At 63.9% G+C, this 24,089-nt stretch carries 18 protein-coding genes and 1 pseudogene; 9 read left to right on the top strand and 10 right to left on the bottom strand.

Translation table 11 applies throughout. From position 1 onward, the window contains the following. Positions 1 to 31 precede the first annotated feature (31 nt). Both glmS and glmU read right to left on the bottom strand, forming a co-directional pair. Positions 32 to 1,849: a glutamine--fructose-6-phosphate transaminase (isomerizing) gene (gene glmS, locus A2I95_RS15905; RefSeq protein ID WP_291730917.1), complete on the bottom strand. Its 1,818-nt coding sequence runs from the start codon at positions 1,847 to 1,849 to the stop codon at positions 32 to 34. A gap of 29 nt (positions 1,850 to 1,878) precedes the next feature. Then, positions 1,879 to 3,219, bottom strand: coding sequence for a bifunctional UDP-N-acetylglucosamine diphosphorylase/glucosamine-1-phosphate N-acetyltransferase GlmU (gene glmU, locus A2I95_RS15900; RefSeq protein ID WP_291730915.1), 1,341 nt, complete (start codon positions 3,217 to 3,219; stop codon positions 1,879 to 1,881). A gap of 177 nt (positions 3,220 to 3,396) precedes the next feature. Here glmU and A2I95_RS15895 point away from each other — a divergent pair, with 177 nt between their 5' ends. Further along, complete coding sequence (locus tag A2I95_RS15895) at positions 3,397 to 4,659, top strand: hypothetical protein (protein ID WP_291730912.1); 1,263 nt, start codon at positions 3,397 to 3,399, stop codon at positions 4,657 to 4,659. Between the two features lie 8 nt (positions 4,660 to 4,667). Here A2I95_RS15895 and tnpA read toward each other — a convergent pair. Then, positions 4,668 to 5,083 (bottom strand): annotated as a pseudogene (tnpA, locus tag A2I95_RS15890) (IS200/IS605 family transposase). A gap of 217 nt (positions 5,084 to 5,300) precedes the next feature. Further along, positions 5,301 to 6,875 (bottom strand): glycosyltransferase, encoded by a 1,575-nt coding sequence (locus A2I95_RS15885; protein WP_291730910.1) that lies wholly within the window; start codon positions 6,873 to 6,875, stop codon positions 5,301 to 5,303. A gap of 133 nt (positions 6,876 to 7,008) precedes the next feature. On the opposite strand from A2I95_RS15885, the gene A2I95_RS15880 reads away from it, so the two are divergent. Both A2I95_RS15880 and A2I95_RS15875 read left to right on the top strand, forming a co-directional pair. Beyond that, positions 7,009 to 7,545, top strand: coding sequence for a hypothetical protein (locus tag A2I95_RS15880; protein WP_291730908.1), 537 nt, complete (start codon positions 7,009 to 7,011; stop codon positions 7,543 to 7,545). Beyond that, a complete protein-coding gene (locus A2I95_RS15875) occupies positions 7,542 to 9,581 on the top strand; it encodes a glycosyltransferase family 2 protein (protein ID WP_291730906.1) in 2,040 nt (679 codons plus the stop codon). The genes A2I95_RS15880 and A2I95_RS15875 overlap by 4 nt, the downstream gene beginning before the upstream one ends. Here A2I95_RS15875 and glf read toward each other — a convergent pair. From glf to A2I95_RS15860, 3 genes are all read right to left on the bottom strand, one after another. Then, positions 9,565 to 10,737 (bottom strand): UDP-galactopyranose mutase, encoded by a 1,173-nt coding sequence (gene glf, locus A2I95_RS15870; protein ID WP_291730904.1) that lies wholly within the window; start codon positions 10,735 to 10,737, stop codon positions 9,565 to 9,567. The genes A2I95_RS15875 and glf overlap by 17 nt on opposite strands. Positions 10,738 to 10,768: 31 nt before the next feature. Continuing rightward, complete coding sequence (locus A2I95_RS15865; RefSeq protein ID WP_291730902.1) at positions 10,769 to 11,626, bottom strand: hypothetical protein; 858 nt, start codon at positions 11,624 to 11,626, stop codon at positions 10,769 to 10,771. Between the two features lie 195 nt (positions 11,627 to 11,821). Then, entirely contained in the window at positions 11,822 to 12,673 is an 852-nt protein-coding gene (locus tag A2I95_RS15860) for a hypothetical protein (RefSeq protein WP_291730901.1), read from the bottom strand. Between the two features lie 321 nt (positions 12,674 to 12,994). On the opposite strand from A2I95_RS15860, the gene A2I95_RS15855 reads away from it, so the two are divergent. The 3 genes from A2I95_RS15855 to A2I95_RS15845 are packed head-to-tail and all read left to right on the top strand — an operon-like array spanning position 12,995 to position 17,135. Next, positions 12,995 to 14,125, top strand: a complete 1,131-nt coding sequence (locus A2I95_RS15855) for a hypothetical protein (protein WP_291730899.1) — start codon at positions 12,995 to 12,997, stop codon at positions 14,123 to 14,125. A 33-nt stretch (positions 14,126 to 14,158) separates the two neighbouring features. Further along, positions 14,159 to 15,262 (top strand): hypothetical protein, encoded by a 1,104-nt coding sequence (locus tag A2I95_RS15850; RefSeq protein WP_291730897.1) that lies wholly within the window; start codon positions 14,159 to 14,161, stop codon positions 15,260 to 15,262. A gap of 49 nt (positions 15,263 to 15,311) precedes the next feature. Further along, entirely contained in the window at positions 15,312 to 17,135 is a 1,824-nt protein-coding gene (locus A2I95_RS15845; protein ID WP_291730895.1) for a hypothetical protein, read from the top strand. 22 nt (positions 17,136 to 17,157) lie between these two features. Here A2I95_RS15845 and A2I95_RS15840 read toward each other — a convergent pair whose 3' ends face one another. Together A2I95_RS15840 and A2I95_RS15835 are read right to left on the bottom strand one after the other, a co-directional pair. Continuing rightward, a complete protein-coding gene (locus tag A2I95_RS15840) occupies positions 17,158 to 17,811 on the bottom strand; it encodes an ABC transporter ATP-binding protein (protein ID WP_291730893.1) in 654 nt (217 codons plus the stop codon). Between the two features lie 10 nt (positions 17,812 to 17,821). Next, on the bottom strand, positions 17,822 to 19,255 hold the full coding sequence (locus tag A2I95_RS15835) for a sugar transporter (RefSeq protein WP_291730891.1): 1,434 nt from the start codon (positions 19,253 to 19,255) through the stop codon (positions 17,822 to 17,824). A 91-nt stretch (positions 19,256 to 19,346) separates the two neighbouring features. Between A2I95_RS15835 and A2I95_RS15830 the strand changes: the two genes are divergently transcribed. After that, positions 19,347 to 20,204: an ABC transporter permease gene (locus tag A2I95_RS15830; RefSeq protein ID WP_291730889.1), complete on the top strand. Its 858-nt coding sequence runs from the start codon at positions 19,347 to 19,349 to the stop codon at positions 20,202 to 20,204. Positions 20,205 to 20,239: 35 nt separating this feature from the next. Here A2I95_RS15830 and A2I95_RS15825 read toward each other — a convergent pair whose 3' ends face one another. Next, positions 20,240 to 21,280 (bottom strand): glycosyltransferase, encoded by a 1,041-nt coding sequence (locus A2I95_RS15825; RefSeq protein ID WP_291730887.1) that lies wholly within the window; start codon positions 21,278 to 21,280, stop codon positions 20,240 to 20,242. A gap of 194 nt (positions 21,281 to 21,474) precedes the next feature. Here A2I95_RS15825 and A2I95_RS15820 point away from each other — a divergent pair, with 194 nt between their 5' ends. Together A2I95_RS15820 and A2I95_RS15815 are read left to right on the top strand one after the other, a co-directional pair. Continuing rightward, a complete protein-coding gene (locus tag A2I95_RS15820; RefSeq protein ID WP_291730885.1) occupies positions 21,475 to 22,476 on the top strand; it encodes an NAD-dependent epimerase/dehydratase family protein in 1,002 nt (333 codons plus the stop codon). Between the two features lie 279 nt (positions 22,477 to 22,755). Next, complete coding sequence (locus tag A2I95_RS15815) at positions 22,756 to 24,084, top strand: UDP-glucose/GDP-mannose dehydrogenase family protein (protein ID WP_291730883.1); 1,329 nt, start codon at positions 22,756 to 22,758, stop codon at positions 24,082 to 24,084. Positions 24,085 to 24,089: the final 5 nt, after the last annotated feature.

Here is a 24,089-nt window from a genome sequence, read left to right as displayed (position 1 = left end):
TGCGGCCTAAATTGACGGGGCTGCCTGCCCCCTACTCCACCGTCACCGATTTCGCCAGGTTGCGGGGCTGGTCCACGTCGGTGCCCTTCTCGAGTGCGGTGTGATAGGCCAAGAGCTGCAACGGCACCGCATAGGCGATGGCCGCAAAAGGCCCCAGCACCGGCGCCATGCGGACCGGCTGCCAGATGCCCTCGCCGGCCTCTTCCAGCCCCCTGGCATCGCTCACCATCACGATCTTGCCGCCGCGCGCCATCACCTCCTGCATGTTCGAGACGGCCTTGCCGAACAGCTCATCATGCGGCGCCAGCACCACCACCGGCATCTCCTCGTCGATCAGCGCGATGGGGCCGTGCTTCAGCTCTCCGCTGGCATAGCCCTCGGCATGGATATAGCTGATTTCCTTCAGCTTCAACGCGCCTTCCAAGGCCAGCGGATACAGCGCGCCGCGGCCCAGGAACAGCGCATGGCTGAACCGTGACAGCTGCGCTGCCACCGCGCGCACCTCCGCCTCGCAGCCCAGGGCTTCGGCCACCTGGCTGGGCATGTGGCGCAGCTGCGCCGCGTAGTCCTGCAGCAACCCCTGCGGCTGCGCCCCGGTCTGGCGCGCCGCCTCCAGCGCCAGCGCCGCCAGCACCGCCAGCTGGCAGGTGAAGGCCTTGGTGGAGGCCACGCCGATTTCCGGCCCGGCATGGATCTGCAGCGCCAGGCCGCTCTCCCGCGCGATTGAGCTTTCGGGCACATTGACCACCGACAGGATCATGCCGGCCTTGCCCGCGCAGTAGCGCAGCGCCGCCAAGGTGTCGGCGGTCTCCCCCGATTGCGACACGAACAGCGCCAGAGTGCGGTCCGAGACCGGCGGCTCGCGGTAGCGGAACTCCGAGGCGATATCGACCTCGACCGGCAGCCGGGCGATCTGCTCGAACCAGTATTTGGCGGTCAGGCAGGCCAGCGAGGCCGTGCCGCAGGCCACCATCACCACCCGGTCAAAGCGGCTGAAGTCGATCTGCTCCAGGGCCCGCTGCCCCTCGCCGCCGTCCAGGTAATATTTGAGGGCGGCGCCCAGAACCGCGGGCTGCTCGGCGATCTCCTTGGACATGAAATGGCGGTGGCCATCCTTGCCCACGGCTGCCACCGACCGCGCGATCTCGCTGCGGGGGCGCTCCACCGGGGTGCCGCCGGCATCCTCGATGGCGCAGCCCGCCCGGGTCACCACCGCCATGTCGCCCTCCTCCAGGTAGGTGACCTGCGCGGTCATCGGCGCCAGCGCCAGCGCATCCGAGCCGATGAACATCTCGCCCTCGCCCCAGCCGATCGCCAGCGGACTGCCCTGGCGGGCGGCGACGATCAGGTCCTCCTCGCCCTCGAACAGGAAGCACAGCGCATAGGCGCCTTCCAGCCGGGAGATGGTCCTGCGGCCCGCTTCCGCCGGTTCCAGCCCCTGATGCAGGTAATAATCGCACAGCATCGCCAGGGTTTCGGTATCGGTCTCGGTTTCCGCCTTCAGCCCATGCTCCGCCAGGAAGGCGCGCAGATCGCGGTAGTTCTCGATAATGCCGTTATGGACCACCGCCACCCGCTCGCGGGCATGGGGATGGGCGTTCTGCAGGGACGGGGCGCCATGGGTGGCCCAGCGGGTATGGCCGATGCCCGCGGTGCCTGCCAGCGGCTCATGCACCAGGAGATCGTTCAGGTTGGCCAGCTTGCCCACCGCCCGGCGGCGGCCAAGGCGGCCGCCGTTCACGGTGGCGATGCCCGCGCTGTCATAGCCGCGGTATTCCAGTCGCTTCAGCCCTTCAATCAGAACCGGTGCCGCCTGATGCTGCCCCAAAACCCCGACGATTCCGCACATACTCTTAACCTCTGAATTGTCTTTGACGTTTATTCCGCCGCGGTCTTGCGGACCCGCTGCCGCAAACGCTCTGCGGCGCCGTCCTTGTTGTCCTGTTCTGCCCGGCCCAGGGCCAGGGCATCCGCCGACACCTCACGGGTGATCACGGATCCTGCCGCCACAATGGCACCCGCGCCGACAGAAACCGGCGCCACCAAAGCACTGTTGCTGCCGATGAAGGCCCCTGCCCCCACTTCGGTGCGGTGCTTCATCACCCCGTCATAGTTGCAGGTGATCGTGCCCGCCCCGATATTGGCCGCCGCGCCGATACGGGCATCGCCCAGGTAGCTCAGGTGATTGGCCTTGGCGCCGGCCTCCAGCGTGGCATTCTTGGTCTCGACGAAATTGCCCACCTTGGCGCCTTCGCCAATGCAGCTGCCCGGCCGCAGGCGGGCATAGGGGCCGATCACCGCCGCGCGGCCGACCTGGCAGCCCTCCAGATGCGAGAAGGCGCGCACAACCGCCCCTTCCCCGATCTGCACGCCGGGCCCGAACACCACATGCGGCTCCACCAGGACATCCCGGTCCAACCGGGTATCCGGCGCAAAAAAGACGGTTTCCGGCGCCACCAGCGTCACGCCGCCGGCCATCGCAGCCTGACGGGCCCGGTTCTGAAAGATTGCCTCCGCCCGCGCCAGTTCCGACCGGGAATTGATGCCCAGCGTCTCCTCTTCGCCGCAGGTCACCACCGAGCAGGCCAGCCCTGCATCATTGGCTTTTTCCACAATTTCCGTGAGGTAATATTCCTGGGCAGCATTGCCGCAGCCGATCCGGCTGATCAGATCGAACAGATTTTTTCTGCCGCAGCAAATCACCCCGGAGTTGCACAATCCGATCTGCAGCTCCTGCGGCGACGCATCCTTGGCTTCCACGATCCGCTGCAGCCGCCCGTCCGCCAGCACCAGGCGGCCGTAACGGGCCGGATCGGCGGGCTCGAAGCCCAGAACCACCACATCCGCCCCGGCGCGGCGCGCCTCCAGCATCGCCTGCAGCGTCTCTGTCCTGATAAAGGGGGTGTCGCCGAACAGAACAATCACATCCCCGTCGAAATCCGCCAGCATCCCGCGCGCCTGATCCACCGCATGGGCGGTGCCAAGCTGTTCTTTTTGAACCGCAATTTCAGCATGAGGCGCATGTTTTCCAAGCGCCTGGGAAACCTGTTCCGCGCCAAACCCCGCGACCACGGCACAGCGGTCCGGGTGCAGTTCGGAGGCCGGGCGCATGGCGTGAAACAGCATCGGCAAGCCTGCAATGGGGTGCAAAACCTTTGGTTTGGAAGAGACCATCCGGGTTCCGCGGCCCGCGGCCAGGACAACAATTGCAAGGGGCATGCCGAATCCATTTCAAACGCCAATCCAGCTCAGGGGGTAGCGGTTCACGGGATGAAAGCCAAGCAAGCTGTGCCGCACCTCCGGACCACACGTAAAACGCGCCTTTTCCCTTGCTCCTCTCAAGCTCTCCCCATAAACAGCAAGCGCCCTCCAGATAACTATTGAACAGGTCCGCCGATGAGATCCGCCGATAAGTCCGAATTGCACCAGGACATAACGCACAGCCTGAAGGCTTCCCACGCGAACAGCGTCCAGCAGCTAGGAACGGATATCCTCACACCGCTGGCCAGCCGCTCCCTGTTCTGGCGCGCGCGCTATCTGGAAACCTCTCCCGTCCTCTGCCACATTCCGCTGCTGTTCTGGCTGACCGAAGCCGCCCGGCCGCGCATTGCGGTCACTTTGGGAGTGGCGGATGCAGTGCCTCACTTTGCGCTCTGCCAGGCCGTGGACAAACTTGGGTTGGACAGCCTGTGCTTCGGCGTAGAACCCGTTTCTGTCAGCGATGAAACCGTCAACTTTAACAAACGGAACTACGTAGACTTTTCGGATTTCGTTAAGGCATCAGGAGAAACTCCTAACTTTCTGCCCCACAGCAGCAAAGCCGACCTGATTGTCATCAACAAACCAGCGTCGAAGGCATTGATAGATGCGTTGCGCAACGCTTGGCTACCTCAGCTATCAGCGCGCGGCGTAATCTTGTTTTTGCATGCCCCGGAAGCCGACGCCGCTGAGGCCTTTCACGCTGCCTTCGCAGCAGAAGATGAGGATTTCACGCTCTGGCAGCACGGGAGCGCCAGTATCGTCCTGCACGGCAGCAATCATTCCGAACGGCTGCTAAGACTAGTGCAACTCCAACCCGGGCACTCTGGTTTTATGGCTGCAAGCACAATCTTCAGGCACTTGGGTGAGCTGCACAGCAAAACCGCCGAACTAGAGCATACCGCCTCCGAGCTGATCCAGGCGCGTCAAAGCGCAGCACTTAGCACTGCGGAACTGCAAAAGACACAAGCGAAACTGAAAACCCGGGCAGATCAGGACGAGACGCTGCCCAAGCTGCACAGAGACCTCACGGAAGCGCGGCAGGAAAACGATCTGCTGCATGAAGAATTGAAGAGCCTCAGACATCGCCTTCCAGCCCTGGAAAAAGAGACCATAGACCTCCGTAAACTACTCTTGGAGCAGGAAGAAACCCTAAGCGAACGTTACACCGACATCGCAACTCTCGGCCTTGAAATTCAAGCCATAACAAAGGAAACTGACACGCTGCGTGCGGAACGCGAGGCGACCCAGAAAGAGATAGCTTTGCTGAAGGAACAGCTAAGCGCGGCAACACATCAACGCGACCAATTTGCGGAACGGGTGCAAGCACTGGAGCATAGCACATCCTGGAAAGTGACTGCGCCTTTACGTCAAGCCTCGCAGAAGCTTAAGCGTGCTTGACGGAACGACTACCGGCTGGCGCCGGTGGGATCGGCGATATGGTTTTCCAGGTACTGAAGTACATGTCTTCAGTGATCGCTCCGTTGGTGGTTGAAAAATACCCCCGCCCCCAGAACCGGCAGCCCCAATAGCGTCTGCGGATCGCAGGAAATTCCCGCTGCGCCTGGTAAGACGAACGGCCCTTCATCTTACGCACCAGATCCGAAATGGCGAGCTTGGGCGGCACGGAGACGAGCATATGCACGTGGTCGCCCGACAGCACCCCGTGCAAGATGCTGACACCGTTCTCAGTACAGACCTGGCGGCAAATGTCGCGCACCCGCAGACGCAACGCCCCGCGCAGCACCTTGTAGCGGTATTTGGTGGACCGCACGATATGATAGCGGTAGTAGAAAACGCAGTGTTTGCCGGTATCATATTCCAAGGGTAAGGCCATAACCGGATTCTTTCACGCTAAAGCGGTTTCGGCTGGAAACCGGAGGGTTTGCTCCTATGAGTGGATACTAAAATTCAGGATGAGCTGCGGCCCCAATACCGTGGCTGGCCGTGCATGCCAGCATGTATAAGGTTTGCAATATCACTGACCGGCCTTCTTTGGCTGCATTCCCTGCGCGCTGAAACGCCCCCCTTCCACCAGTACTTTATAGCTTGGCTCCGCCAGCCAAGCCTTCCAGCTTATCTCTCATGATGCCAGCAATGCTGCTCCAGGAGTACTGACGGCGCGCCCGAGAACGCGCGGCAGCTCCCAGCCGGATGCGCAGCTCCGGGTCCTCCAGCAGGCTGGCCAACTGGCGCTGCAGGCCCGGGGTATCCCCCTTGGCAAAGACCAGCCCGCTCTCGCCATCCTTCAACAGCCCCTGCATCCCCCCGACCGAGGACAGCACAATGGCCTTGCCGGCCGCCATCGCCTCCACCGGCTTCAATGGCGCAACCATCTCGGTCACCAAGAGCGGGCGGCGGGGAAAGACGCAGATGTCGAACAGATCCAGCCAGTCCGGTACCTGCTCAAAAGGCACCCGGCCCGGCAGGATCAGCCAGTCTCCCAACCCCAGCTTCGCAGCCTGACGGCGCAGGGCCTGCGTCACCGGCGTGCCCCGCAGCCCGGTGCCGTTCTCATCCCCCACCAGCAAGAGCCGGAAATGATGGCCTCCGGCCTTCAGCCCGGCAGCGGCTGCCAGCAGATCCTCCAGCCCCTCATAGGCCGGAAAACTGCCCGCATAGCCGATGACCGGAACCCCTTCCGGCAACTCTAATTCTGCCGCCAGCCTTTGCCCCCGGCCCGCCGGGCCAAAACTGTCCGGATTGCAGCCGTTCGGCAAGAAGGTGACCCGCTCCGCCGCTGCCCCGCGGCGGATCAAAGCCTGGCGCATCGGCTGCGACAAGGCAAATACGTGATCCGCCTGCCGCGCCGCCTGGGTTTCCAGCCAGCGCTCATAACGGTACTGCGGCGCGCCAAGGAACCCCGGCTCCCGGGCGGCCCGGCTCAGCTCCCAAAAGCCGCGCATGTCATAGACCATGGGCAACCCCAGGCGCCGGGCAGCGATCTGCGCGGGCAGCGCGCAGGCATGATTTGACGCCGCCATCACAACCGCCGGCCGCAAATCCAGGAAGCGCGCCGTCAGCGCCTCGGCGCTGCCGCGCACATAGGCCGGGTAACTCTGCCAACTGCCGAACTGCGGCTCAGGACTGCGCAGGTAAGGCACCTCTGCGATCTCTTCGTCAAAAGATCTGTCCAGCGGCATATCAGCCGACAGCGCGGCCGGATCCTCATCCCAGGGAAACCCTGGGCGGGTCAGGCAATGGAGATCCGCTCCGGCCCCGCGCAGTGCCTGCGCCAGCCGCTGCGACCGTACCGCATACCCCGTCGAGATCCAGGGCAGGCTGCTATAGAGCACATAGGCCACACGCCCAGGCACCGGCGCCCAGCCCCTTGGCGGCACCGGCTGCGACAGCTTGGCCAGGGAGAACATCCGCTCTGCCCGCCGCTGCAGCGCCTGCCTGGGCGCCGCCTGCGGCAGCCGCGCCAGCGCCGCAGCAGCGCAGTCAGGCTCGGCCAGGTCCAGCGCCGCGGCCGCCAGCTCCAGGACCTCGCCCTGTTCCTGCGCCTGCTCCAGCGCCCGGTGCAAAACCGCGCCGGCCTCGTATTCCGGCTGCTGCCCGGCCAGGGCCCGTGCCGCCGATATACAGCCTTGCAGCAACCCGAGTTCTTTTTGCATTGGCTTCCCCTGTTCAACCGCAGTCCGCGCGCGCACCAGGCCGCCCTGCTTTACGCCCTCTTTTCCAGATGGACAAACCAAAGCGGACGCGGCACTACAAGTGTTCGACGGGTAGATATCTGAGGCACCAGTAATGACCGATAATATTGCGGCCGGACCAGAAGCAAATTTGAATTACGCCCTGCAGATTCTGCGAGATAGCCAGGCCAGCGGAGATATTGCCGAGCATAGTGAGATCCAGCCGGGAATCACCCTGCACGCCGATCCCGCGCTCAAAGCACGCGGCCAGTGGCGCTCCCCGGCCGGGCGGTTGCTGGAACTGGAGGTCACCGCCGGCAGCGAGGGCAGCTGGTTCGGGCTGCATATGGACCTCGGCGGCATCAGCATGTCCCAGGCTGGTCTCCTCGGCATTGCCTGCCGCAGCACCGCACCATCGATCGAGGCGATCCGCGCCTGCATCCGCTCGGGCCGCAGCGAAGGCGGCTTTGACGATTGCTTCTTCACCAAACGCATTCTGGCCCACCCCGAGGCCTCCAGCCACCTGGACGCCCTGCAAATCAGCCTGCAGCCGGACCTGCCGCCAGAAGCCCCCTGGCGCGAGCTGATTCTGTTCCTGCCCGCACACAGCTTCCGCCTGGATCTGCACGACCTGCGCCTGTTCATCGTATGAATCTGACTGTCATTATCCCTGTACATAATGACGAAGCTCCCCTGCACCGCCTGCTGCAGCATATCCGGCAGCTGGAGTTCGCCAGCCATGTCATCATCGCTGACGACGGCTCAGAGCCTGCGATTGCCTTTGATCCGTTGCCCGCTGCAGCCGGCCTGCCGCCGGAGCGCATCACATTGCTGCGCCAGGACTGCCCGCGCGGCGCCGGGGCGGCCCGCAACCTGGCGCTCCCGCATGCGGCCACGGATCATGTGCTGTTCCTTGATGCCGATGATCTGCCGCTGCGCGAACTGCCGGATCTGCTGCGGGATTTGGACGGCCGGGAGTTTGACTTCTGTATATTCCAGCACCACGACAGCCGCCGCGGCGCCGATGGCTACTGGGGGCAAATGCCCGCAGACCAGGCCCTGTGGCGCACTGCCGGAACGGATGTAGGCGCCCTGTCAGAGGTGTCCCCCGCCGCCGCCGCCAGCCTGTGCCAGACGGCGAATTACCCCTGGAACAAAATCTACCACACCGGCTTCCTGCGGGAACACGCCATCCGCTGCACCGAAATCGCGGTCCACAATGACGTAGAGCTGCATTGGCGCAGCTTTCTCAACGCCAAGACCATCTTGGCCAGCGACCGGGTCGGGGTGATGCATTACGTTGCGCCAGGCCAGGACCGGCTGACCAACCGCAACGGCCCGGAGCGGCTGCAGGTTTTTACTGCCCTGTCCCGCGTGTCCGCAGAACTGCGCAACCGTGGGAATCTCAGCATCTTTGCCCTCCCCTTTTACAGCTTTACAGCCGGGCTGCTGGCATGGATCGGCCGTTTCATCCAGCCAGAGCTGCGCCCCGAACTCGCCCGCCAAGCCCAGGCCTTCTTTGCCGCCGAAGCGCCGCCACCGGTTATGGCCTTTCTCGCCCAGTGTGAAAGCGACCTCCTTGCCGCCGCCCAGCAGCAGGCCGCACCTCCCCCGGCAGCCGTTCCGGATGCGGCACCTGCGGTCCGCAGCGATCCGTCCGCGCGCCAGACCTGGCTGCACATCGGCCTGCCCAAATGCGGCTCGACAACCATCCAGCGGCACATGGCAGCGGCCGGGACCGTTCATCAGGCTCACGGCGTCTGCTACCCCCAGGCCTGGCGCAGCACGGATGGCTACCGCAACCATCTGCCGCTGGCAAAGCTGCCGCCAAAGATGCTGCCCCAAGCGCTGGCCCGGATCACCGCCGAAGCTCTTGACCAGGACTGCAGCCGCATAGTGCTGTCCTGCGAACATTGGGCCAATGCCTTTCCCGGCAGCAACCTGCTGCCGCTTTACAAGGCCCTGCAGGCGCAGATGCCGGGCTGGCAGGTCCGTATTGTGGCCTATTTCCGCAATCCTTATGATTTTGCGGAATCCTGCTACGCGCAATATATCCGGGCCGGGCTGTTCCAGATCAACCGGCACAGATTCTACGCCGATGGCGCGCCCTCGATCGAAAAATTCCTCAGCTGTTTCGAAGACAGCCGGGGGTTTCCGCTCTATTCCAATCTGCGCTATGCCCGGATGCTGATGGCGCATTTCCCGCCTGAGGTTCTGATGCTGCGGTCGATCGAACCGCTGGATCTCGCGCAGCCGGATATGCTGGGGGATTTCTGCAGCCTGCTGGGCCTGTCGGCTCCGGAGGCCGCAGGACGGCGCAACCGCCGGGTCAGCAACCGCAAGCTTGCAGAGCTGGAATATGTGCAGACCCTGACAGATCAGGACAGCTACGCCCGGCTGCGCCCGCAGCTGCTGGACACGGATTTTTGCCGCGCGCCGGAAACATCAAACCGCCGCGGCACCAGCTTGCATATCAGCGCGGACACCGCTGCGGCCATCACCCGGCACATCGAAAGCGAGCGCGCGGAACTGCAGCAGATATTTTCCACCGGCACCGAAGGACTCTGTGAAATCCGCACTGGTGCCGGGCCGGAAGGCTGGGCCCGCACCAGCCTTCTGGATGCAGAGGACCGGGCACAACTGCGGGCCTTTGTGGCCCGCAACGCAGACCTCACAACGGCGCGGTAAAGAAGGCCGGCGCGGCTTCGCCCCGCTCCAGGCAGGCGGCAAAGCCGCGGGCGGCGTCCAGGGCTTCGCGGATGGTCACATCCATGTCCAGGTAGCGGTAAGTGGCCAGGCGGCCCACAAAGGTGACGCCGCGGGTTTCCTCCGCCAGCTTCACATAAGCGGCCAGCAGTTCCTTCTCCTTCACCTGGCGCACCGGGTAATAGGGAATGTCGCCGGGCTCCGCCAGCCGCGAGAACTCACGGTAGAGAACCGATCCTTCGTGATCCTCCCAGGGGCTGAAATGCTTGTGCTCGGTGATGCGGGTGAAAGGCACCTCTTCCTCGCCGTAGTTCATCACCGCACAGCCCTGGTAGTCGCCCTGATGGGTGAAGCGCTCAAAATCCAGGGTGCGGTAGCCGAGGCGTCCCAGCTCATAACCGAAATAGCCGTCCAGCGGCCCGGAATAGAACACGTGGTCAAAGCCTTCGCCCATTTCAGCGGTGAACGCGGTCTCCAGCTGAACGGTGATGTTGTCATGATCGAGGATCTTCTCGATCATCGCGGTATAGCCGTTCTCCGGCATGCCCTGGAACTGGTGGAAGAAGTAATTGTCATCATAGTTGAAGCGCACCGGCAGCCGCTTCAGGATGCTTGCCGGCAGCTCGGAAGGGTGCATGCCCCATTGCTTGATGGTGTAGCCCTTGAAAAACGCCTCATAGAGATCCTTGCCGACAAAGCGCATCGCCTGCTCTTCGAAGGTCTCGGGGTTTTCAATCGAGGTATCGGCCTGTTCGTTGACGATGAAATCATGCGCTTCTTCGGGCCGCAGGGTCTTGCGGAAGAACTGGTTGATGGTGTGCAGGTTCACCGGCAGCGAGAACACTTCCTGCTGCCCCGACAGCCCGCGGGTGGTGGATTTCACCCGGTTCTTATAGGGCATGAAGCTCTCGAAACTGTTCACATAGTCCCAGACTTCAGCGTCATCGGTGTGGAAGATATGCGGCCCGTAGACATGCACCATCACGCCGGTGTCCGCATCGCGCTCGGTGTGGCAGTTGCCGCCGGCATGCGGGCGGCTGTCGATCACGGTGATCCGGTGCCCGGCCTCGGCCAGATGCCGCCCGATCACGGCCCCCGAAAGCCCTGCGCCCACCATCAGAAAATTACCTGCCGCCATTAGTCCTGTCCTCTCATATTCCCTGGGGGCCTCAAGCCGGCGCCCCTGTCATTTCACGTTCTGCCGCATCCGGCCGGCAGCGTCCGCGCAGCTTCGGGTGCAGCCCCAGCGCCTCGCGCGCGGCGATATCGGCCGGCCGCAGATCGGCCCTGCTGATCAGTCTGCTGATCCCGCGCGGGCAATGCGGATACAGCTGGCTGCGCCACTCGGCCCGGCGCGGCGGCATCCCCGGAATGTCCCGGATGCGCGCCCAAACCGGCTCCTGGATGCGGGTGTAATCCGCGTGGTGATCCGGGAACGGACGGCGGAACGGCTCTTTCAGAAGGCCGTGCTCATCAGCCAGCACATCGCTCATATCCACCAGTGCAACCCGGCCTGCCAGCAAGCGGTTGATCTCGCGGAACATCTGCGCCTGAAACCGGGCCGGGACCGCGGGCAGGCCGAAGCCTTTGCGGTAATAGCAGCCCGGCAGCGGCACCGGCGGCCCGGCATAGATGCAATAGACCCTGCTGAACCCTGCCGCCCGCAGATCCGCTGCCATCTTCAGCAGCCCCTCCGCCGCCTCGGCGCAAAACCCCGCCGGATCCAGAAAATCGCCCAGCCGCATCCGGTGCGCCGCATTGAACTGCACATCCACATTGCCGTATTGCAAAAAGATGATGTCATCGCTGCTGGCGCCTTGCAGGCAGGCCAGCACGTAGTTGCGGTTCTCCGCCTTCAGGAAACCGCGGGCCGACCAGCCGCTGGCCCAATGGGAGCGGTAGCGGCTGCTGGTTCCGAAGATGTAGTCAAACAGTTCGCAGGACGAGGATCCAAATGCATAAAGCCGGGCCTCAGCCGCAGCCTGCGGCCGGCAGGCCCGCACCCTGCCCGCACGAAGCGCCAGCAAGGCCGAACTCAAACGGGCGCGGAGGTGTTTTCTGAACCGGGCTGCAATCATACCAATCAACGTTTTGTCCAAGGCTGCCGGGCCATGACCCCATCTCTGCATTTCGCGCCCACTGCTAACGGACTGCCCGCCCCTGTGGCAACCCGGCTGCCTGCGTATCCGCCCGGCAGACCGGCAGTTTTCCGCAATCCCGCCTTATGCGTCCTCGGCCAGGGCTTTCTCCCGCGGCAAGGCCGCTGCGGGCTCGAACCGCTTCAGATTGGCCGCCCGGTAGTTTTCCGCTCTGATTTTCTTGCCGACCCCGCCGCGCACACCGCTTTTATAAAGCGCCGTGCGCCAATCCGCGCGGCGCGGCGGCAGACCGGGAATATCCCGGATCCCCTCCCAGACCAGTTCCTGGATCCTGACATAATCGGCATGGTGATTCGGCTTGGCCCGGTGGTATTCCCGCTTCAGCACCCCGTGCTCATCCCCCAGAACCGGTGTCAGATCCCGCCGGTCGCAAAACCCGCTGATCAATTGGTTGATCCGGTTCAAAAGCTGTGCCTGATAGCGCGGCGGCAGCCCGAGCAGCTTGAACCGTTTGCGGAAATACCGCTCCGGCACCCGGCAGGGGGCGCCGACGGCCACCGTATAGATATTGCTGAAGCCCGCCGCACGCAGGTCCTGCACCAGCATCCGCACCCCGTCGGCGGCCTCCCGGCAAAAGCTTTCGGGATCAAGGAAATCCCCGCGGTCCATGCGGTAGCCCGAACTGAAGGCTGCATCCACCACGCCGTAGTGCAGGAAGATGATGTCCTGCGGCCGGGCCCGCCGCAGGCAGTTCAGCACATAGCCCCGGTTCGCGTCCTTCCGCAGCCCCCGGGCAGACCAGCCGCCGGCCCAATAGCTGCGGTAGCGCCGGCTGGCGCCGAAGATGTAATCGAAAACCTCTGACGAAGAGGATCCGAAGACATATAGCCGCGGCGCCGGCCCGGCGTATTCAGGCCCGTCAGCCTCAGGCCCAGAGTGTTCAGGCCCGGTATTTTCAGCCCTGGTGTTTTCCACCCTGGTATCCTTCGGCCCGGTTTGCCGCCGCCGTCTCTCTGCCAGGGCGCGCAGGCCGGCCCTTAAGAATTGCAATGCCATAATCAAATCACCTGAAATGCCGCTGTCAAATTGCCGGGGCCGCCAAACCGCCTGATGCAACCTGCGGTTCTCTGCACAGTTTTCCCGCTCAGCGCAACCCGGCGCGCAGCCCGCCCGGCAGCTTGGCGCGCAAATACGCTTGCGGCCGCAAGCACAACCGGGACGGCGATTGTCTATAGCCCGGAAATCCCCTACACCACAGCCTTGAAACCCGCACCAAACACAGGATCCGGCACTCATATGCCTGCCTCAGAACGTCCCCGCCGCAAGACCCTGATTTTTCACATCGGCGATCACAAAACCGGCTCCACCTCGGTTCAGCTGGCCTTTGCCAAAGGCCAGCTGACGCTGGACGGGCACAGCGTCTTTTATCCGGCCCGGCTGGCCAGCAATACCCTGGGGGCGCAGTGCCGGGCCTACGGCAAGGCGGAGACCCCGGAAGCCCGGCAGGCTGCCGCCAGGCCCTTCAAGAAGCTGGCCGCGCAGATCCAGACATCAAAGGCCGATTTCGCGCTTGTCTCGGCTGAGGCCCTGGAAACCGTCCCGGCAGCACTGTTTCACGAGATTGCCGGCACCTTCTTTGCCGACGCTGCCGATGAGATCCGCATCATCGGCTATGTGCGCCCTCATGCGGCCCGCATCCTGTCCAGTTTTGCCGAACGCATCAAGGTCGGCACCCCACGCGCCCTGCGCTCGGATCTGGACAACTTTGCGGCCCGGCGCAAGGAGGTCGGAGAATTCATCTACCTGCCGCGGTTTGCCGCCTGGCGGGAACATTTCGCAGACCGGTTCACCCTGCGCCCGATGATCCGCAGCCAGCTCTATCAGGGCGACGTGGTCAGCGATTTCATTCATCACGCCTTTGGCGGCCTTGCCTTCACCATCAGCGGCGAAAGCCAGGCCAATGAATCGCTCTGCCTGGAGGATCTGATGCGTCTGAAGGTGCTGCAGAAGGCGCTGCTGCACCAGCCCAAAGACCTCAGGCTCAAGGTCGGCTGGGAGTTTTCCCGCCTGGCAGGGCATCTGCCGCCGGCCCCTGCGCGCACCAGGCTGCAGCTGCACCGCGCTCTGGCGAAGACTCTTCGCGACAGCTACCTGGAGGATGCCCGCAATATGGACCGCATGTTTTTTAGCGGCGAACCGCTGATGCAGAACGAGCTGCACACGGCCGTGAAAAAAGCCATCGCCAAACCGCAGTCCGCCGTCCCGGCCGATCACCTGCCGCCGTCCGAATTGCACGGGCTGACCCTCATGGCCGGGATGATCAGCGGGCTGCTGGACGCCGGAGAGGTCAATTGGCCCGCCTTCCTGCATGGCAAGCGGGTCCGCGATGCCGAAGACGCCCTGCAGCCTGCCTCCGCTGCCGAATAGGCGAACCAGAGCACCTCAGTTATCGGGTCCGGTATGAAAGTCATTATCTATTTCGGCCACCACAAGGTCGGCTCCACTGCGCTGCAGGCCTATCTGGCCCGCAACACCCTGGAGCTGCTGCGGCATGGCATTCTTTACCCTGCGGTGGAAAGCGAGGGCATGTCGCATCTTCTGGCCCAGGCGCTTGGCCGCCAGGACGCGCCGGACCTTGGCTGCATGAACCTGCGCGAGCCGCATAATGCGCTTGGCTTCCGGATGCTGGCCAGCAAGCATGGCGGCGGCACCCCGCCCTGGCACGGCGCCCTGCCCGGCCTGCCCGCGATGCTGAGCACAATCCGCAACCAGGTCAGCGTGCTGCAGCCGCACACCGTCATCCTGTGCTCCGAGGTTTTTGCCAACTTCGGCGCCAAGCACGAAGAGCTGATAAGTAAGCTGCGCGATCTGTTTCCCGATGCCGAACAGGAACTGTATTGCGCCCTGCGGCGGCCCGATGAATACATGGCCTCCTGGTTCAGCCAGCGGCTGCGCTTCGGCCACAAACTGAAACCCCTGGACGGCGGCGCGGCATTGGCAAGCACCAAAACCATCCATTTCGATTACCGCAAGATGGTGGAGCCCTGGACCCGTATCTTCAGCAATGCCCGGCTGCATATCCGCAACTACGACAGCATCCTGGCGGCCGGCGGCTCGGTGCAGGATTTCACCGCTCAAATTGGCTGTGCCTTCCCGGAAAATCTGCCGCACAAGGGCCCGTCCAACCACGGGCTGCCGCGCGCCGCCTATGAGATCATCCGCCGGGGCAATCACCGCCTGCCGCCCGAGGAGGCAAAAGCGCTGCGGGAGGTCTTCCTGAAGCTTCCCGCCGGCGAGTTGCCGGTGCCCAACCGCGATGTGGAACTGTTCGGCAGCAGCCTGCGCAGCCAGCTTGCCGAGGCCTTTGCCCCGGTGCACAGCTACCTCAGCAGCCTCACCGGCCAGGCGGCCTTTTTCCCGGCCCTCGACGGGATGCGCGAAACCCGCCCGGTGCCCGAACGCCAGGCGGCCATCCGCCTGCTGGAAAGCCTGGACCCCGCCCAGCTGCCCTCGCCGGCGCTGCAAAGCTTTGTCACAGATCTGCAGCAAGACTTGTGCCAGTAACCGTTTATACGCCCGCACCCCGGTTTCCGGGCCCCAAGGAATCCCCCGCATGATCACTCTGCAGAATTTCATCACCCCCGAGCCAGGCATCTGCACCGAACAGGATCTTTATTGCCATGTTCAAGGCCCGGCCGGTTTTTCCCAGAGCACCGGGCATTACACCCTGTCCCGCGGGGCCTGTGTCAGGTTTGACACCTATTTCAACCTGTTCAGCCTTGGAAAATGGAACAGCGGCTGCGCGTTCGACACGCTGTTTGCCGAGCTGACCGGCAGCGGCAAAGCCGAAATCAAAATCACCCTGGCCCAGCCCAGCCGGTCCTGGGAAGTGGTTTATTGCGACATCGCCGACCTGACGGAAGGCGCCCCCTATCAGATCGACCTGTCGGAATTTGCAGGCCCCGGCATCGAGGGCGTGCTCTATGCCGAGGTGCTGGCGCTGGGGGACGAGGTCACCCTGACCGGCGGCCGCTTTGCCACCGCCGCCGTGCCGGACGCCCTGCCGCAGCTTGCGGTCTCCATCACCACCTTCCAGCGCGAGCAGGAGGTGCAGACAACCGTGGCCCGGCTCGAACATTTCCTGGAAGAATTCGAGCACAGCGCCAATATCCACGTGCAGGTGGTCGACAACGGCCAGAGCGCCGGCATCGCTGCCAGCGACAAAGTCACCCCCTACCCGAACCGCAACCTCGGCGGTGCAGGCGGCTTTGCCCGCGGGCTTCTGGAGGCCGGCAAACGCGGCTGCAGCCATTGCCTGTTCATGGATGACGATGCCTCCTTCCACATGGAAAACATCGCCCGCGCCTATACTTTCCTGGCGCTGGCGCGGGACCCCAAGGCCGCGCTGGCAGGCGCGATGATCAATAACACCCACAAATGGTGCATGTGGGAAAACGGTGCCTGGTTCGACGGCTCCTGCCGCCCGCTCTACAACGGGCTCGACCTGCGCAACCCGGGCCAGGTCATCGATATGGAATTCAGCTCCGCCCGCTCTGCCCCCAGCACCCTTTACGGCGGCTGGTGGTTCTTCGCCTTCCCCATCGCCCAGGCCGCCCGCCACCCGTTCCCGTTCTTTGTGCGCGGCGATGACATCAGTTTTTCGCTGGCCAATGATTTCAACATCTTCACCCTGAACGGGGTGGTCTCCTTCCAGGATGATTTCACCGAAAAGGAAAGCGCCCAGACGCTGTATCTGGATCTGCGCAACCACCTGATCCACCATCTGGTGTTCGAAGAGCTGGAGCGCAGCCCGCTCGGCACCGCCAAAATCGCCCTCCGCTTCATGCTGCGCTCGCTGTTGCGCTGCAAATACGACAGCGCCGAAGCACAGCTTCTGGCCTGGCAGGATGTGATGCAGGGGCCGCAGTTCTTTGACGAGAACATCGACATGAGTGCGCGCCGCGCCGACATCAAGGCGCTGATCAAAGACGAAGCCTGGCAGCCGGCAGAGACCCTCAGCACCGCTGAGCGCCGCCGCTTCAGCCGCCTGCCGCGCCGCCTGCGGCATTATCTGGGCCTGTTCACCCTGAATGGCCATCTGGTGCCGTTCTGGAAGACGATCGGCGACCGGATGGTGCTGAATATCGGCGAGCGCGGCCTGGTGTTCCCGGCCTTCGGCGGCGCCCGGCTCACCTATCTCAACACCGATGGCAGCAAGGGCTATACCGTCACCCACTCAAAGCGGCGCTTCTTCAGCCTGGCCTGGCGCATGGCCAAAACCCTGGCCGCCTTCCGCCGCGATCACAGCCGCCTGAAAGCGGTCTACCGCAGCGGCTATGCGGAGATGGCCAGCAAACCCTATTGGGAGAAAACCCTGGCCGCCGACCCGGTCCCAGGCCCGATCCCCAGCCCGGTCCCGGACCCGGCAAAGGCCTGAGGCGCCATGAGGCGATGCCGGATCAGTCCAGCATCGCCTCATGCGCGGCAATCGCCGCGTCCAGATCGTCGTAATAGCGGATCCGCCCGGCCTCCAGCACCAGCCCGGCATTGCAGAACTGGCGGATCTGCGCCATCGAGTGATTGACCATGATGGCGCTGGAATGCTTCATCCGGTCGGCAAAGACCGCCCGGCTCTTGCGCTTGAACGAGCGGTCGCCCACGGCCGTCACCTCATCGACCAGATAGGTGTCGAAGCGGATCCCCATCGAGGCGCCGAAGGTCAGCCGCGAACGCATGCCGGAGGAATAGCTGCGCATCGGCATGTGGTAGAATTTGCCCAGCTCGGCAAACTCGCCGACAAAATTGACCAGATCGCGGGTGTCCACCCCGTAGATGCGGGCGATGAAACGGACATTCTCGGCGCCGGTCAGATCGCGGTGGAACGAGCCGCCCAGCCCCACCGGCCAGGAGATGCTGCCCTCTGACACCACCCGGCCGTGGTCGGGCCGCATGGTGCCGGCAATGATCTGCAGCAGCGTCGACTTTCCGGCCCCGTTGCGGCCCAGCAGCGCCAGGGATTTCCCCGGCGGCAGCGTCAGGTTCAGGTTGTCGATCACCACCTTGCGCTCGCCCTTGAGCCGGAAGCTCTTGGTCAGGTTTTCGAAGCGGATCATATGCGGCCTCTCAGCTGCGGTCGCGGATCGAATAATAGATCAGCACCCCGATCGACCAGCCCAGCAGCAAAAACAGCCCGGCCAATGCGCTCAGCACATAGCGGCGCGGGTATTCCGGCTCCTCGGCCAGGGTCGGGGTGATATAGGTCGCAAGGTACAGGCTCTGGCGGGCGGCATCGTCGCGCGCCACCTCCAGCGCGGTCAGCGCCGCGCGGTAGGTCTCCTCGGCAAACTCCCGGTCCACCGTGAGGCGCTCGAACTCCGAGATCAGCGAGGGGTAATCCTCGCCGACGCCGCCGGTGTCGGTATTGCTGGAGGCAAAGGTCTGGCGTTCGATATTGATGCGGTCGCGGATCACCTCGATCTGCTGCTGCCCCTGTTTGAGGCGCACATCGCCCGGGCTGACGGTGCCTGCCAGCAGGTCGTATTCAATCAGCGCTTCGGCCAGCTGCTGCTGCAGGTTGTTCATCACCCCCATGCGGCCCTGGATATCGGCCTCGGGGTCGACGATGCGGGTGCGGGTGCGGAACCGGGTCAGCTCTTCGCGCGCCAGCTTCAGCCGCTCCACCGCCTCCATCAGATCGGCCTCGGCATAGCGCATCGCATCAGCGCGCGCCTGCTCGTTCAGCGCATTGATGCGGATCTGGCTTTCGTCGACGATGGCGCGGCTGACCGCCCGGGCAGTGTCCCGGTCAAAGGCGGTGACCCGCACTTCGGTCAGGCCCGAGCCGCTGTCATAGGAAATGCGCACCACCCGGTGCCAGAACCAGACCAGCTCCTCCAGCGTTGCATCGGGCCAGATTGAAAAGACCCAGTCGGCCGGCCAGTACTGGCTGTAATGGCCGCGCAGGTCCACCCGGGCATTGACCGCTTCGGCCATTTCCTGGCTTTGGATGAATTCATAGAGAATGTCGCTATCCGAGGCCGTGGTATTGCCGGCAAAACTGGCCAGCCCGCCCAACAGCTCATTGGCACCGGAGCTTTCCTGGCTGCGCACGGTGAAACCGGCAGTGGAGGCATATTGATCCTCGGCCACCGCAAACAGATAAAGCACCGCCGCTGCCAGCGGCAGCAGCACCAATGCCGCAAAGCTGGCGATCACGCCGCGGTGGCGGGTCTTGACATGGGCAGGCCGCGCCACCGGGTAGGCCGGGGTTTCAGCAATCTGCGCCTCCAGGCTGTCGGCTTTCTGCGCCAGCAGCGCCTGGGCTCTTTCGGCGTCCTGGACCTTGCGGCGCAGCCGCTTGAGCTTGCCGCCTTTGCCGCGGCTCTTGCGGCTGGGCGCTCCGGACAGCTGTTCTGCGGGGCCGGCCTCTGCAGCGGGCCGGGCCTGTTCCGTGCCGCCGGGCACCGCTGCGGCCGGGGCGTCCCTGTCTGCGGCTTTCCGGCCAGTACGGAACTGGGCGGCAGCCTTTTGCCGCGCCGCCGGGTGATCCTGTGTCATAATCTGCTTACCCCGGCCTGCAGCCGTTTGTAATTGCCTCGTCTTTCTTTCATATTATCGCCTGCACAGCGCATATTCACAATGGGTATTCATGACCAGAACCACGCCTGCAGCGGCCCCTGCCCTGCCCCCGGCCCAGTCTCCTGCCCAGTACCCGGCCCAACCGCCCCTCGCCGGGCGCGCCCGGCGCTTTGCCACCTTGCGCACGGTGGCCGCTCTGGTGCTGCGGGAGATGTCGACCCGCTACGGGCGCACCCCCGGCGGCTATCTCTGGGCTATTCTCGAACCGATGGCGGCCATTCTGTTCCTGGCGATCGGCTTTTCTCTGGTGATCCGCACTCCGTCGCTGGGCACCAGCTTCCTGCTGTTCTACGCTACCGGCTTTCTGCCCTTCAATCTCTACCAAAGCATTTCAGCCACCACCGGCCGGGCGATTGCCTATTCCAAGCCGCTGCTGAAATTTCCGGCTGTCACCTGGCTGGACGCGGTGCTGGCCCGGTTCCTGCTGAACAGCCTGACCGGTATCCTGATCACCTTCCTGCTGATCGGCGGCGTCTATGCGGTGACCGACAGCCGCGCGGTGCTGGATCTGCCGCCCGCAGTGCTGGCTATGGTGCTCTCGCTTCTGCTGGGGCTGGGGGTCGGCACGGTGAACTGCGTGCTGATGGGGCTCTACCCGCTGTGGGACGTGGCCTGGTCGGTGATCACCCGGCCGCTGTTCCTGGCCTCAGGCGTGCTGTTTCTTTATGAGGATCTGCCGCCGCTGGCGCAGGACATCCTGTGGTTCAACCCGCTGATGCATATCACTGGGCTGATGCGCAGCGGGTTTTACCCCAGCTATACCGCCGCTTACGTCAGCGTGACCTATGTGCTGGCCGCCAGCCTGATCCTGTTTGCACTGGGGCTGATCCTGATGGGCCGCTTTCACCGAGATATCCTGAACCGCTGAGGCCGGCGGCAAGAGGCAGGAGGCAAGGGCGAAGATCAGTCTTCGCCCGCCAGCTCCAGCACCCGGGCATGGGAGCGCCCGGTCCTGCCCCGCACCCCGTCCCAGGCCGCGTGGCGCAGCAGCCGCAGATAGGCGGCCCGCTGCCCCGTGCCATAGCGGCGCGCGGTCAGCCGCCATTTCAGCAGCACCACCAAAAGCAGCGGCCAGAACAGCAGGCCCGCCGCCCTGCGGTACATCATCAGCCCGTTGCGGTAGGCGTAATAGACTTTCCATAACGGGCGGAACACCCGGTGCCGGTCATTCTGAAAGGTCGAGCAGTCATGCTCGAACCGCAGCGCCGGGTCGAACAGGATCGTCTCGCCGCGCCGCCGCAGTCCCAGCGTGTAAATCACATCGTCGCCGTACAGAAACAGCCCCGGATCCGGATAGCCGGCCGCTTCCACCATCCGCCGCGGCAGGAACAGCCCGACAAAGGAGGTGAGATCGATGGGCATCGGGGCCGGAGCCTCATACGCCGTATAGGGAATGTGATAGCCGTTCCGCGCTTTCAGCAGCGTGCGCAGAAAGACCGAGGGGTTCCAGAACGGGTTCACCGAGGGCCGGTTCATCTCGCAGATCTGCCCGTCAGGGAAATAGACCGCCGCCGCCAGCGCCGTGTCCAGCGGCCGGGGCCGGGCATGAAAGGCCGCAAGGGCGCCGGGTGCAGGACAGGCATCATCATCCATCACCACCAGCCAATCCGCCGCGTGCTGCTCCATCGCCCGGCGCATGCCCATCTCAAAGCCGCCGGCGCCGCCGCGGTTTTCAGTGCTGGTGCAGATATCCAGCCTGGGATCCTCCTGCGCCGCCAGCCACTCAGAAGTGCCGTCGGTCGAGGCATTGTCGGCCACCACCAGCGCCGCCAGCTCATGGCCCGGGCTGTCCAACAGCCGCGCCACCGTCGCCTTGAGCTTGTCCAGCCGGTTGTGAGTCACCACCACCGCCACCAGCCGCCCGGCCCCACGCTCAGCGCCCTGCCCGCTCCCGGTTCCCGCCGGTTCCGCTGCAACTGTGCCGATTGCCTGTGCTGTATTCACCGGGGGCTCCTTGCCTGACTGATGGTCGTTGAGGCCGCTGATAACTGAGGCCGAATATGCGGGTCCGAAAGCTCATAAATCCCCGCCGCTGTCAAATCCTTTACCCCTGTTCGCCTTCCCCTGCCCGCCTTTCCGCTCTCTTTCCGCCTGCCAAAGCGTTTGACAGACCGGCAGGAAGCCGCCACCTAAGACCCATGCAAACAGCTCTCATCACCGGTTCGGCCGGCTTCATCGGATATCACCTGGCAGCACAGCTGCTGGCGGCAGGCTGGCGGGTCATCGGGCTGGATTGCCTGTCGCCCTATTACGACGTGACGCTGAAGCAGCGCCGCCATGCGATGCTGGCGCAGACCCCGGGCTTCACCCCCGTCATCGGCAGGCTGGAAGACCCCGGCCGGCTGATGGGCCTGTTTGAGGACCACAAACCGGATGCGGTGATCCACCTGGCGGCCCAGGCCGGGGTGCGCCATTCCATTGACGCGCCGCGCGACTATCTTGAGGCCAATCTGATCGGTGTCTTTGAACTTCTGGAAGCCGCCCGCGCCCGTCCGCCTGCGCATCTCTTGATGGCCTCCACCTCCTCGGCTTACGGCGCCAATACGCAAATGCCGTTTGAAGAACGCCAGCAGGCCGACCACCAGATGTCGTTTTATGCCGCCACCAAAAAGGCGAATGAATCGATGGCGCATTCCTATGCCCATCTTTACGCCCTGCCCGTCACCATGTTCAGGTTTTTCACCGTCTACGGCCCCTGGGGCCGGCCCGACATGGCGCTGTTCAAATTCACCAAGGCGATGCTGTCAGGCCAGCCGATCGACGTCTACAACCATGGCCGCATGAGCCGCGACTTCACCTATATCGACGATCTGGTCACCGGCATCACCGGGCTGATCGCGGCGGTGCCGAGCGAGGAGCCGGTCTCAGAGCAGGACAGCCTCAGCCCGGTGGCGCCTTTCAGGGTGGTCAATATCGGTGCCAGCCAGCCCACGCCGCTAATGGAGTATATCGCGGCACTTGAGGCGGCCCTTGGCATTGAAGCGCAGAAAAACATGATGGAGATGCAGGCCGGCGATGTGCCCGCCACCTGGGCCGATACCAGCCTTCTGACCCAGCTGACCGGCTATCAGCCCCTGGTCAGCGTCCAGGAAGGTGTCGCCCGTTTCGCCGCCTGGTACCGGGACTATTACCGCGCCTGAGTGCCCCGCCCTCCCCGCCCCTTCATCTTTTTCAAAATACGCGCGCCGCAGGCCTCCGCCTTTCCTTGGAAGGCGGAATTCATCTTTGCCAAATAGGTCAGCATGATTGACCAAATGTTTCGCGCGCGAAACATTTGGTCCGAACCGGACCTAATTTTCGTCTTCTGCAGCGGCGGCACAAAAACCGGCTTGCGCCCTGTCCGGCGCTGTATATTCCTCTAAACTCATAACAATGGCGGCAGCCAAGCCGCCGGAACGGGCTTGGGGAAAGGGCATTCCATGCGCATTGCAATGATTGGCACCGGCTATGTCGGGTTGGTGTCCGGCGTTTGTTTTTCGGATTTCGGCCATGACGTGATCTGCGTCGACAAGGACGACGGCAAGATTGCCCGCCTGCAGGCGGGCGAGGTGCCAATCTATGAGCCGGGGCTGGACCAGCTGATGGAGAAGAACGTGGCCGCCGGGCGGCTCAGCTTCACCTCCGATCTGGCGGCAGCGGTTGACGGCGCCGAGGCGGTGTTCATCGCCGTCGGCACCCCGACCCGGCGCGGCGACGGCCATGCGGATCTGACTTACGTGATGGCCGCCGCCGAAGAGATCGCCGCAGCCCTCACCGGCTATGCGGTGGTGGTGACCAAATCCACCGTGCCGGTGGGCACCAACCGGCAGGTGAAACAGGTGATCGCCAAGGCCAATCCGCAGGCCGAGTTTGATGTTGCCTCCAACCCCGAGTTCCTGCGCGAAGGCGCCGCGATCGAGGATTTCATGAAACCCGACCGGGTGGTGGTTGGTGTGCAGAACGACCGCGCCGCCGAGGTGATGGCAGAAATCTACCGCCCGCTTTATCTGCGCGACTACCCGGTCCTGTCCACCGATCTGGAAAGCGCCGAAATGATCAAATACGCCGCCAATGCGTTCCTGGCGGCCAAGATCACCTTCATCAACGAGGTGGCGGGCCTCTGCGAGCGGGTCGGCGCGGACGTCAAGGAGGTCTCCCGCGGCATCGGTTTCGACGGCCGCATCGGCAATAAGTTCCTGCACGCCGGTCCCGGCTATGGCGGTTCGTGTTTTCCGAAAGATACTGCCGCCCTGGCGCGGATCGGCCAGGACCATGGCTTTCCGATGCGCATCACCGAGACGGTGATGCGGGTCAATGACGAGGTGAAGGCACGGATGGTGGAGAAGCTGCGCGATGCCTGCGGCGGGTCCTTCAACGGCAAGACCGTGGCGGTGCTGGGCGTCACTTTCAAACCCAATACCGATGACATGCGCGATGCGCCCAGCCTGACCATCGTGCCGGCCCTGGTCGGCGGCGGCGCCAAGGTGCGGGTGGTAGACCCGCAAGGAAAGGCCGAGGGCGAGGCGCTTTTGCCCGGCGTCAAATGGGAGGAGGACCCCTATAAGGCGGCGCAGAACGCCGATTTGGTGGTGCTGCTGACCGAATGGAACGAGTTCCGCGCCCTGGATCTGAAGAAGCTGGCGCGCAAGATGGAGGTGCCGCGGATGGCGGACCTGCGCAATATTTACTCGCCCAAATCCGCCAAACAGGCAGGTTTCGAGAGCTATGTGGCGGTGGGCCGGGGGCAGATGAACGGTGCCGTAAAATAAGTCCG

The sequence above is a fragment of the Leisingera sp. F5 genome (assembly GCF_001593695.1).
This window is presented reverse-complemented; position numbering and strand designations above follow the sequence as displayed.

Bases quoted from the DNA above. Each gene is read 5' to 3' on its own strand.
- A2I95_RS15845 (WP_291730895.1), top strand. From the start codon at position 15,312: ATGATCACTCTGCAGAATTTCATCACCCCCGAGCCAGGCATCTGCACC.
- glmS (WP_291730917.1), bottom strand. From the start codon at position 1,849: ATGTGCGGAATCGTCGGGGTTTTGGGGCAGCATCAGGCGGCACCGGTT.
- A2I95_RS15895 (WP_291730912.1), top strand. From the start codon at position 3,397: ATGAGATCCGCCGATAAGTCCGAATTGCACCAGGACATAACGCACAGC.
- A2I95_RS15885 (WP_291730910.1), bottom strand. From the start codon at position 6,875: ATGCAAAAAGAACTCGGGTTGCTGCAAGGCTGTATATCGGCGGCACGG.
- A2I95_RS15850 (WP_291730897.1), top strand. From the start codon at position 14,159: ATGAAAGTCATTATCTATTTCGGCCACCACAAGGTCGGCTCCACTGCG.
- A2I95_RS15830 (WP_291730889.1), top strand. From the start codon at position 19,347: ATGACCAGAACCACGCCTGCAGCGGCCCCTGCCCTGCCCCCGGCCCAG.
- A2I95_RS15880 (WP_291730908.1), top strand. From the start codon at position 7,009: ATGACCGATAATATTGCGGCCGGACCAGAAGCAAATTTGAATTACGCC.
- A2I95_RS15815 (WP_291730883.1), top strand. From the start codon at position 22,756: ATGCGCATTGCAATGATTGGCACCGGCTATGTCGGGTTGGTGTCCGGC.
- glf (WP_291730904.1), bottom strand. From the start codon at position 10,737: ATGGCGGCAGGTAATTTTCTGATGGTGGGCGCAGGGCTTTCGGGGGCC.
- A2I95_RS15820 (WP_291730885.1), top strand. From the start codon at position 21,475: ATGCAAACAGCTCTCATCACCGGTTCGGCCGGCTTCATCGGATATCAC.
- glmU (WP_291730915.1), bottom strand. From the start codon at position 3,219: ATGCCCCTTGCAATTGTTGTCCTGGCCGCGGGCCGCGGAACCCGGATG.
- A2I95_RS15835 (WP_291730891.1), bottom strand. From the start codon at position 19,255: ATGACACAGGATCACCCGGCGGCGCGGCAAAAGGCTGCCGCCCAGTTC.
- A2I95_RS15855 (WP_291730899.1), top strand. From the start codon at position 12,995: ATGCCTGCCTCAGAACGTCCCCGCCGCAAGACCCTGATTTTTCACATC.
- A2I95_RS15840 (WP_291730893.1), bottom strand. From the start codon at position 17,811: ATGATCCGCTTCGAAAACCTGACCAAGAGCTTCCGGCTCAAGGGCGAG.
- A2I95_RS15875 (WP_291730906.1), top strand. From the start codon at position 7,542: ATGAATCTGACTGTCATTATCCCTGTACATAATGACGAAGCTCCCCTG.